This window comes from Jiangella rhizosphaerae, from assembly GCF_003579925.1.
GTDB lineage: Bacteria > Actinomycetota > Actinomycetes > Jiangellales > Jiangellaceae > Jiangella > Jiangella rhizosphaerae.
This window is the reverse complement of record NZ_QUAL01000384.1, coordinates 1-9,687: the sequence shown is the minus strand read 5'-3', so window position 1 is coordinate 9,687 and position 9,687 is coordinate 1. Positions and strand designations below refer to the sequence as shown.

Below are 9,687 nucleotides of genomic sequence, written 5' to 3'. Positions count from 1 at the left end.
TGTCGTTCGGCGTCCGCCTGGTGAGATTTCCCCGTGGTTCGGGGGGCATCACGAGGATTACCTCAGCGTCAACACGCCTACAGCCATGGTGATGCTCACGGAATCCTCGTGATGTAGGCGATCGCCGATGATCATGGCTGTCCACAGCCCGACAAAACGGGCGAAGCGGGCGCGACAAGCGTGAGGCGTGCCCACATTCTCCCCGTCCCCCTGATAGCTGCCCGTTCTTGGCTGCGGACGGGTGAGTCAAGCGGTCATCGTCGCGCGAAGCGCCAATAGGTCCGCTTGACGCGCTCGTTCGCGGCAAGAGAATGGGGCAGCAGGGGGACGGGGAGCCGCCCAACGTCCTTTGGTGAACCGCCGTCACCGGTCCACGCGACGCGACGACGGCGGTCCAGCGCGCCGAGCGCCGTCAGAGGAGCGCGCGAGCGTCGGCGGCGATCAGCTCGGCCAGCTCGGCCGGCAGCTGGTTCCCGCCGACGCCGTCCTCGGCGATCGACGCGACCCGCACCCAGTCGGACCGGTCGATCGCGCGCAGCAGCTGGTCGCGCAGCGTCCGGGTCACGTCCGGGCCGGTGGCCAGCCGCACCAGCCCGGCCGCCGACGGCTGCACCGTCACCGTCGTGGTGGCGGTAGCCGTTCCGCTGACGCCCGTGGCCGTCACCTCGAGCGTGTGCTCGCCGGCGGCCAGGGTGTCGACGGCGACGGCGGCGCCCTCGGCGACCTCCTCGCCGTCCAGCGTGATGACGACCGACCCCGCGCGCTCCGACGTCACCGCCGGAACCAGCACGTCGCCGCGGGTCAGCGTCGCGCCGTCGGCCGGCGCCGCGAACTCCACCGTGGGCTCGTCGGGCACCGTCTGCACGTGCCGCGCGTTCCACCCGACGAGCGCGCCCGGCCGGTTCGTGATGACGCCGTCGACACCGAGGTCGCGCAGGATCGCCCACTGCGCGGGGTCGTCGACGGTGTACGGCATGACGGCGATCTCGGCGGCGTGCAGGTCGTCGACGACGTCGGTGCGCGTCTGCAGCGCCGTCCACGACGGGTTGTAGGCGACGACGCCGAGCTCGCGCGCCACGGCGACCGGGTCGGCGTCGAGGCTGGAGCGCAGCAGGGCCAGCCGCAGCTCCGGCTCGATCGCCCGCACGTCGCGCAGCACCTGCACGTCGAAGCTCTGCAGGATGGTCTGCTCGATCAGCCCTTCGTCGCGCAGCTGGCCGACGATGACCTCCAGCTCGGCGTACGTCTCCGGGCCCTTCACTTCCAGCAGCAGGACCGGCGCGCGGCCCTTCACCAGCTCCAGGACGTCGAGCAGGGTCGGCACCGGCTGGCCGAGGAACGCGCCGGAGAACCACGAGCCCGCGTCCAGCCCCTCGATGTAGTCCGAGGTGACGGTGGGCAGCGCGCCGGTGCCGTCGGTCGTCCGGTCCAGTGTGTTGTCGTGCAGGATGATCGGCACGCCGTCGGCGCTGCTGGCGACGTCGACCTCGACGTAGTCGGCGCCGCTGCGCAGCGCGGACTCGACCGCGGCGAGAGTGTTCTCGGGCGCGACCGACGAGTAGCCGCGGTGCGCGACGACGGCCGGCGTCGACGCCGGGCCGACCGGTCGGATCACCGGCTCCTCCTCCAGCTCCGTGACGACGACGTCGTCGAAGGATACGGTGCCGCCGTTCACGATCAGCCCCAGCACGCCGGCCTCGGAGCGCTGCAGCGCGCTGGTGCTCATGACCTCGTGGCCGTCGAAGATCCAGGTGGCCCGGCTGCCCCGCACCTCGACGGCGACGCGCACGTCGCGGCCGGTGCCGGCGGCGTGCGGCGCTGCGGCGGTGTTGGTGACGTTCCAGCCGTCCGACGTCGTGCGCTGGGCGAACTCCAGGCCGTTGGCGGCCGTCGTGCCGCTGCGCATGGTGGCGATCCACCACGGCGTGGACCCGTCGGGCGCGATGTCCAGGCCGACAGCGGTCCACCGGGCGGCGTTGATCACCTGCTCGAACCGCGCGGTCACCTCGACGCGGTAGTTGCGCAGGTGCGGCCCGAACGTGATGCGCGACTGCTGGTTGGACGACGTGCTCACGCCGACCAGCCGGCCGTCGGACACCGACCACTGGCCGTCGACGGCGGTCCAGCCGGCCGGGATCGCGCCGCCGGAGAAGTCCTCGGTCAGGACGACGGCGGGTTCCTCGGGCTCGGGTTCGGCGGCGGCCGGCGCCGCGGTCGGGGCCGCGCTCAGCGCGACGACCGGCAGCGCGGCGGCCAGGAGCAGGGACGGTCTGGGCAGGCGCACGGTATCCTCCAGCGGGCTGTCGGGGGTGCCCCGAATGGTAGGGAATGCGGCTGAATGGCGGCGGTCCTCCGGGTGAAGATCTACCGACCTGGGTGCATCCTGGTCTCAGGGGCAGAAGAGGAGGCGGTCATGCAGCTGAACCTGTCCGACGACGAGGCCGAGGTGCTGTGCGACTATCTGGGCCGCCGGCTGGGCGACCTGTCCATGGAGATCTCGCACGTCGACAACCCCGCGTACCGTCGCATCCTCCGGTCCGAGCGCGACGTGCTGCGCCGGCTGCATGAGGTCCTCGTGGCCGCGACGGCCGACGGGGCCAGGACGACGACGCCCGGCTGAGGCGCTGCACGGCGTGACGACGGGGCGGGCGCCGCCGGCCGCCCGGTGTCGGGATGCCCGCGGTCCCTGACAGGATGAGCGCTCGTGACGCGTGTCCTCATCACCGGCGCCGCGGGACTGATCGGCCGGACCGCCTGCCGGCACTTCGCCGAAGCGGGCTATGCGGTCACGGCGCTGGTGCTCGACGACCCCGGCGGGCTGTCCGCCGACCGCGTCGTCGTGGGCGACGCCGCCGACCGCGACACCGTGGCGGCCGCGCTGGACGGAGCCGACGCGGTGGTGCACCTGGCGGCGATCCCGGCGCCGGAGCTCGGCTCTCCCGACGCGGTCTTCGCCGGCAACACCGCCGCCACGTTCGCCGTCCTCGACGCCGCGGGGGAGCGGGGCGTGCGCAACGCCGTCATCGCCAGCAGCATCAACGCGCTCGGCTACCGGTACGGGCCGCGGCAGCCCGCGCACCCTGAGTACGTGCCGCTGGACGAGCGGCTGCCCAGCGTGGCCGCCGACCCGTACTCGCTGTCGAAGCTCGTCGACGAGCTGACCGCGCAGGCCATGCACCGCCGCCACGGCATGGATGTCGTCGCGCTGCGGTTCCCGATGGTGGGCGGGCTCGGCGACGACGCGGTCGCCGACGACCGGCTGCTTGGCTACCTGGACAAGATCGCCGCCGACCCCGGTCACGCCGCCCCCGACCTGTGGCTCTACCTGGAGACCCGCGACGCCGCACGGGCGGCGGAGCTGGCGCTGCGGCCGTCCCGGCCGGGCGCGCACACCGTCTTCGTCGCGGCGCCGGAGAACTCCACGCCCTACCCGACCGAACAGCTGCTGGCCGCGTTCCACCCGGACGTGCCGCGGCGGCGCGCCTTCGCCGGGCGGGAGGCGCCGGTCGACCTGGCCGCCGCCCGCGAGCTCATCGGGTTCACGGCGACCCGCCTGGCCGGCCTGCCGGAGCGCCCGCTACCCGGGTGAGGCGGCGACGTCCCAGGTGCGCAGGCGGCCGCACATGCCGTAGCGGTACGTCCGCTCCCGTCGCTCGCCGACGTGCACCGACGCCGCGCGCAGGTGGCCGGCGTCGCCGTCGGCCAGGCTCGTGAGGACCCGACCGGTGTCGTCGACGCCGGCCCGGACGGTCCGTTCCCAGGTGCCGCGCCAGTCCGGCACCTTCGCGGCGACCAGCGCGCCGGCCCGCTCGTACAGCCGGTCCAGCGCGGCCGGCCCCTCGGCCGCGACGCGGTCACGGAGCTGGGCGAATCCCTCCAGTGCGAGGTCGCGGCGGCGCCGGGCGGCGGTCGCGACGGCGTCCTCGTCGGCGTCCTCGTCGGCGTCGCCGCCCGGCAGCGCGGCGGCCGCGGCGTAGCGGCCGGGGTCGGCCAGCACGTCGTCGGGAAAGGTGAAGACGGCGTCGCCGGCCTCGGGCAGCCCGGCGTTCTGCATGACGACCACGATCTGCAGCCCGCCGTCGTTGACCAGCCGGTGCACCGTCCCCGGCGTGAACCACAGCACGGTGCCCTCCGCCAGCGGGTGCTCACCGGCACCGTCGCGGCTCAGCGTCTGCAGCCGCCCGCAGCCGCCGACGACGACGTAGCCCTCGCCGGACGCCGTGTGCAGGTGCGGCGACCCGCCGGCCAGCCCGTCCGCCGTCGGCCAGTCGTAGACGGTGAGGTGGCTGACCGCCGTCCCGCCGGGGAAGCCCGGCCGCGGCGCCCTCATCGCGCGGCCTCCTGGAGCCGCCGGCCGGCCAGGGCGGCCAGCGCCGCCGCGCGGTCCGGATCGCTCGCGCCGTCGGCGACCACCACGGTGTAGGAGAACCGCAGCGTGGCGCCGGGCTCGAACGGCAGCTCCTCGCTGAAGAACGGCGCCGGGCAGACCGCCGCGAACGCCTCGGTGCGCACGAACCACTGCGGCGGATGCGCCGGGTTGTCCGCGTGGTCGACGATGACGACCGTCGACGCGCCGCCGGTCTCGTCGTGCCGTCCGGTGAACCCCATCCACGCCGCCCGCTGTCCGCGCAGGTCGTCGCCGCCGGCGACGCCGGGCGCCAGCACCGTCCCGCCGGTGAACGCGCGCGGGCCGCGCCAGAACAGCCCGCCGTAGCCGGCGTTGTCGCGCCCGGCGGTCGTGGGGCTGCCCAGCATGATCGTGGCGTCGGTGCGGTTGGTCATGGCGGTGTCGAACCGCAGCGTCCAGGCGTCGTGGCCGGGCCGGGCGGCGACGGCGACCGCGCGGTCCTCGTCGACGATGTGCCGGCCGGCCTCGGTGATCCAGGCGAGGTCGTGTCGCCACGTCACGCCGCCGGGCTCGGCGTCGAGCGCGGTGAACCGCTGGTGCCGCATGGCCCCGTTGTTCGGGTACTGCACGTAGCGCTGCTCGTCGCGCGAGTACGTGCGGCCGCCCCAGAAGTTGTCGCCGCCCACATGCGGCAGCGACCACGCCAGCCCCTTGTGCCACACGTGGTCGTGCGGGCGGTTGACGGTGACCAGCTCGCCGGCGAGCGTGCGCAGCGGGTGGAAGTACGGCCGCGGCGCCTCTCGCTGCGGGTCGTCCGGCGCGTAGACGTAGCGCACCAGCTCGGCCCCGTCGTGGGTGACGGTCACCGACCTCCCGACATCGTGCAGGCAGCCGAGGTTCATCCACGCCCCTTCAGATCGTCCGGATGGCGGAAAGCGCTCTCCCAGCCTAGTCGGCCGAGCCGCGGACGCGAAAGGGCCCCGGCGCCTGGATAGCGCCGGGACCCCTCGGCCTGCGGATGGTTCTGCGGATTTCGCGTGCGTCAGTCGCCGATGAACGGCCCGTTGCCGGGGCTCTTGCGCCAGACGGTGACGACGGACGGCCGCGGCTGGTCGCCGTACGGGAACGTCGAGATCGGGGTGTCCGGCGAGGCGCCGTTGCCCTCACCCGGGTGCTGCACCGCGATGGTGGCGGTGCGGCCGTCCGGCGTGATGAACGGGCCGCAGCACTCCGCGCCCTTCGGGACCGAGGCGAACCGGCGGACGTGGCCCTTGTCCGGGCCCTCGACCGGCATGACGAACAGGCCGTCGGCGATGCTGCTGGCGCCGGGCATGCCGTCGGTGGAGATCCACAGCCGGCCGGCCGGGTCGAAGGCCACGTTGTCGGGGCAGGACATGTGACTGACCTGCGACTTGTCGTAGCCGTCGTAGTAGGTCGACGGGTCGGACGGGTTGCCCGCCAGCACCAGGATGCGCCAGGTGAAGGTGAGCGCCGCGGCGTCGTTGCCCGCCTCGTCGATGCCGATGACGTGGCCCCACTTGTTGCTGAAGCGCGGGTTCGGCTCCTCGACGCCGGTGCTCGCGTTGCGCGAGGTGTTGTTCGTCAGGGCGATGACGACGGTGCCGGTGACGGGGTTGCGCTCGACGTCCTCGGGGCGGTCCATCTTGGTGGCGCCGACCTTGTCGCCGGCGAGCCGGGTGAACGTCAGCACCTCCTCGACGCTCATGCCGTCGACCTTGCTCTTGCCGCCGACCACGAGCGGCAGCCACTGGCCGGTGCCGTCGAACTGGCCGTCGGACGGGAGCGTGCCGGTGCCGTCGATCTCACCCGCCGGGCTGTCGCCGGTGAACTTGGCGACGTAGAGGTCGCCCTCCTCCAGCAGCCGCAGGTTCCAATCGCGGTCGCGCTTGCTGGTGCCGGGGCGGTACGTGTTCTTGGAGACGAACTTGTACACGTAGTCGAAACGCTCGTCGTCGCCCATGTACGCGACGGCGCGGCCATCCTCGGCGATGGAGATGGTGGCGCCCTCGTGCTTGAACCGGCCGAGCGAGGTGTGCTTGCGCGGCGTCGAGTCCGGGTCGTACGGGTCGATCTCGACGATCCAGCCGAACCGGTTCGGCTCGTTCGGCTCCTGGGCGAGGTCGAAGCGCTTGTTCGTCTTCTCCCAGGCGCGCTCGGTGCCCGCGGCGGTGCGGATGCCGTAGCGGGCGTACCGCGCCGCGACGGTGGGGTCGGTGATGGCCGCCGACGCGCCGAAGTACTGGTTGAAGTTCTCCTCGGCGGTGAGGACGGTGCCCCACGGCGTGGTGCCGCCCGCGCAGTTGTTCAGCATGCCGAGGATCTTCGTACCGGTGCGGTCGGCGCTGGTCTTCAGCAGGTCGCTGCCGGCCACCGGGCCGGTCACCGCGAACTGGGTGTTGGTGTGGATGCGCCGGTTGTAGCGGCGGCGGCCGCCGACCGGGCGCCACTCGCCGGTGTCGCCGACCCGCTCGATCTCGACGACGGAGCCGCCGTGCGCGGCCTGCGAGATCTTCAGCTGCTCGACGGTGGCCGCGGCGGCGCCGGTCCAGCCGCGGAACATGAGCTCCTCGTTGGTGTACTCGTGGTTCACCCAGAGCAGGCCCTTGGTGAAGTTCCGGTCCAGCGGCAGGATCGCCACGAAGTCGCAGTTGTAGCCGAACTGCTTCAGCTGCGCCGCCTCGGTCTGGCGGTCGAAGTCGAACTCCGGTGCGCCCGGCAGGATCGGGTCGCCCCAGGCCACCGTCACCGACCAGTCGTAGCCGTTGGGCACCACGATGGTGTCGAGGGTGTTGTCGCCGACGGAGCGGAAGCCGACCGGCCGGCCGCGCTCGGGCACGTCCGGGAAGTCCGGCGCCGGCGGCTTGGGGCCCGACGACGTCGTGCTCGCCGGGGCGGCGGCGGCCGCCAGCGCGCCGCTCCCGACGCCCGACCCGACGACCAGCGCGGCGACGGCGCCGCTGCGCAGCAGGCCACGCCGCGACATCGCCTTGTTCACCATGTCGCCGAAGTACTCGTTGTCGCTCTCGTTCGGGACCGGGTGGAAGCAGGCGTCAGCGCAGCGATACTTGCACGTCATGGCGCTGCGGCCGCCGTGGACACCGCCCAGGACGGGCAGCATGCGGCGGCGCGGGGCGCCTTCGGGTTCGGGCATGGGAGTCCCTTCGTCACTTCTCCGGCACGTTCTCACCAGAACCTAGGAACAGGTGTGACGCGAGAGCCACCACATCGGGACGAACAGAAGGTAAAGGGCGCATGAGTTAGGCAAGCCTTCGCTAAGGCTCTGACCAGCGGGTTTGCCGCGAGTGATCGCGCCTGACCGGCGTGGTGGCCGGGACGGGGCCGGCGCCGCGGACGAGGGACGCCGGCCCGCGCCCCCTCCCACCCCGGGGCCGCGGGGCGACCGTCAGTCGCCGATGTAGGGGCCGCCGGTCGGGCTGGTGCGCCAGACGGTGACGACCGACGGCCGCGGCTGGTCGCCGTAGGGGAACGTCGAGGCGGGCGCCTCGGGCGAGGCGCCGTCCTCCTCGCCGGGGTGCTGGACGGCGATCAGGGCGGTGCGACCGTCGGGGGTGATGCACGGACCGCAGCACTCGGCGCCCACCGGAACGGAGGCGAAGCGGCGCAGGTGGCCGGCGTCGTCGCCGTCGAGCGGCAGCACGAACATGCCGTCGTTGACGCCGACGGAGCCGGGCATGCCGTCGGTGGCCAGCCACAGCCGCCCGGACGGGTCGAACGCGACGTTGTCGGGGCAGCTGATCATGCTGACCTGGGACTTGTCGAAGCCCGCGTAGTAGGTCGACGGGTCGTCGGGGTCGCCGGCGACCAGCACGATCGACCACCTGAACGTCGTCGCGGCCGCGTCGCCGCCGTCCTCGTCCAGCGCGATGACGTGGCCCCAGCGGTTGGTGGCGCGCGGGTTGGCCTCGTCGGCCTGGGCGGGCATGCGGCGGTCGTTGTTCGTCAGCGCCATGAAGACGGTGCCGGTGACGGGGTGCGGCTCGACGTCCTCGGGGCGGTCCATCTTGGTGGCGCCGGCGGCGTCGGCGGCCAGCCGGGTGAACACCAGGACCTCCTCGACGCTCATGCCGTCGACCCGGCTCTCGCCGCCGACGACGAGCGGCAGCCACTCGCCGGCGCCGTCGAACAGCCCGTCCGAGGGCAGCCGGCCGGAGCCGTCGATCTCCGCGGCCGGGCTGTCGCCGGTGAACCGGGCGACGTAGAGGTCGCCGTCCTCGAGTAGCCGGAGGTTGTGCCGGCGGTCGCGGGCCGAGCCGCCGGCGCGGAACCGGCCGGACGAGACGAACTTGTACACGTACTCGAACCGCTCGTCGTCGCCCATGTAGACCGCGACCCGGCCGTCGGCCGTCAGCGCCGTCGTGGCGCCCTCGTGCTTGAACCGGCCCAGAGCGGTCAGCTTCTGCGGCGTCGAGCGCGGGTCGTAGGGGTCGATCTGGCAGACCCAGCCGAACCGGTTGGGCTCGTTCGGCTCGGTGGCCACGTCGAAGCGGGGCTCGACCCGCTCCCAGGCCTTGGTCGTGCCCGCCGTCGTGCGGATGCCGTAGCGGGTGTAGCGCGCCGCCGTCGTCGGGTCGGTGACGTCGGCGGAGGCGCCGAAGTACTGGTTGACGTTCTCTTCGCCGGTCAGGACGGTGCCCCACGGCGTGGTGCCGCCGGCGCAGTTGTTGAGCATGCCCAGCACCTCGGTGCCGGACGGGTCGGCGCCGGTGCGCAGCAGCGCGCTGCCCGCGGCCGGCCCGGTGACCCGGAATCGGGTGCCGGCGTGGATGCGCCGGTTGTGACGGCGCCCGCCGCCGGCCGGGCGCCACTCGCCGGTGTCGCCGACCCGCTCGATCTCGACGATCGACCCGCCGTGCGCGGCCATCGCGATGCGCAGCTGCTCAGGCGTGGCGCCGGCCGCGCCCGTCCAGCCGCGGAACATCAGCTCCTCGTTGGTGTACTCGTGGTTCACCCAGAGCAGCGCGCGGTCGAAGCGCCGGTCCAGCGGCAACACGGCGACGAAGTCGCAGTTGTAGCCGAACTGCGCGCGCTGGGCGGCGGCGCTCTGGTGGTCGAAGTCGAACTCCGGCGCGCCGCGCAGCACCGGCTCGCCCCACGCGATGGTGACCGACCAGTCGTAGCCGTTCGGGACGACGACGGCGTCGAGAGTGTTGTCGCCGACCGGCCGGAAGCCGACCGGGCGGCCGTACTCCGGGCCGTCCGGGTGGTCCGGCCTGGGCGGGCCGGCGACGCTCGCGGTGTCGCCGGAGGCGACCGCGCTCAGCGTGCCGGGCGCGCCGGCGCCGACGACGACGGCGGCC

At 73.4% G+C, this 9,687-nt stretch carries 7 protein-coding genes; 2 read left to right on the top strand and 5 right to left on the bottom strand.

Annotation, left to right across the window (positions count from 1 at the left end; translation table 11 throughout):
• Positions 1-412: 412 nt before the first annotated feature.
• On the bottom strand, positions 413-2,284 hold the full coding sequence (locus DY240_RS26160) for a glycerophosphodiester phosphodiesterase (protein WP_119662614.1): 1,872 nt from the start codon (positions 2,282-2,284) through the stop codon (positions 413-415).
• A 129-nt stretch (positions 2,285-2,413) separates the two neighbouring features.
• Here DY240_RS26160 and DY240_RS26155 point away from each other — a divergent pair, with 129 nt between their 5' ends.
• Complete coding sequence (locus tag DY240_RS26155) at positions 2,414-2,620, top strand: hypothetical protein (protein WP_119662613.1); 207 nt, start codon at positions 2,414-2,416, stop codon at positions 2,618-2,620.
• A gap of 84 nt (positions 2,621-2,704) precedes the next feature.
• Entirely contained in the window at positions 2,705-3,589 is an 885-nt protein-coding gene (locus DY240_RS26150) for an NAD-dependent epimerase/dehydratase family protein (protein ID WP_119662612.1), read from the top strand.
• On the opposite strand, the gene DY240_RS26145 is transcribed toward DY240_RS26150, so the two are convergent.
• The 4 genes from DY240_RS26145 to DY240_RS26130 all read right to left on the bottom strand — a co-directional run.
• Positions 3,578-4,330, bottom strand: coding sequence for a cupin domain-containing protein (locus tag DY240_RS26145; RefSeq protein WP_119662611.1), 753 nt, complete (start codon positions 4,328-4,330; stop codon positions 3,578-3,580). The two genes, DY240_RS26150 and DY240_RS26145, sit on opposite strands and share 12 nt — an antisense overlap.
• Positions 4,327-5,250 carry a DUF6807 domain-containing protein gene (locus DY240_RS26140; RefSeq protein WP_119662610.1) on the bottom strand — a complete coding sequence of 308 codons (924 nt, stop codon included), beginning with the start codon at positions 5,248-5,250 and terminating at the stop codon, positions 4,327-4,329. Before DY240_RS26140 ends, DY240_RS26145 begins: the two co-directional genes overlap by 4 nt.
• Before the next feature lie 140 nt (positions 5,251-5,390).
• Positions 5,391-7,520 carry a PhoX family protein gene (locus DY240_RS26135; RefSeq protein ID WP_119662609.1) on the bottom strand — a complete coding sequence of 710 codons (2,130 nt, stop codon included), beginning with the start codon at positions 7,518-7,520 and terminating at the stop codon, positions 5,391-5,393.
• Between the two features lie 252 nt (positions 7,521-7,772).
• On the bottom strand, positions 7,773-9,687 hold a 1,915-nt coding region (locus tag DY240_RS26130), incomplete at its 5' end, for a PhoX family protein (RefSeq protein ID WP_147375533.1).

Coding starts and splice junctions, on each gene's coding strand:
- DY240_RS26155 (WP_119662613.1), top strand. CDS start 2,414: ATGCAGCTGAACCTGTCCGACGACGAGGCCGAGGTGCTGTGCGACTAT.
- DY240_RS26145 (WP_119662611.1), bottom strand. CDS start 4,330: ATGAGGGCGCCGCGGCCGGGCTTCCCCGGCGGGACGGCGGTCAGCCAC.
- DY240_RS26140 (WP_119662610.1), bottom strand. CDS start 5,250: ATGAACCTCGGCTGCCTGCACGATGTCGGGAGGTCGGTGACCGTCACC.
- DY240_RS26135 (WP_119662609.1), bottom strand. CDS start 7,520: ATGCCCGAACCCGAAGGCGCCCCGCGCCGCCGCATGCTGCCCGTCCTG.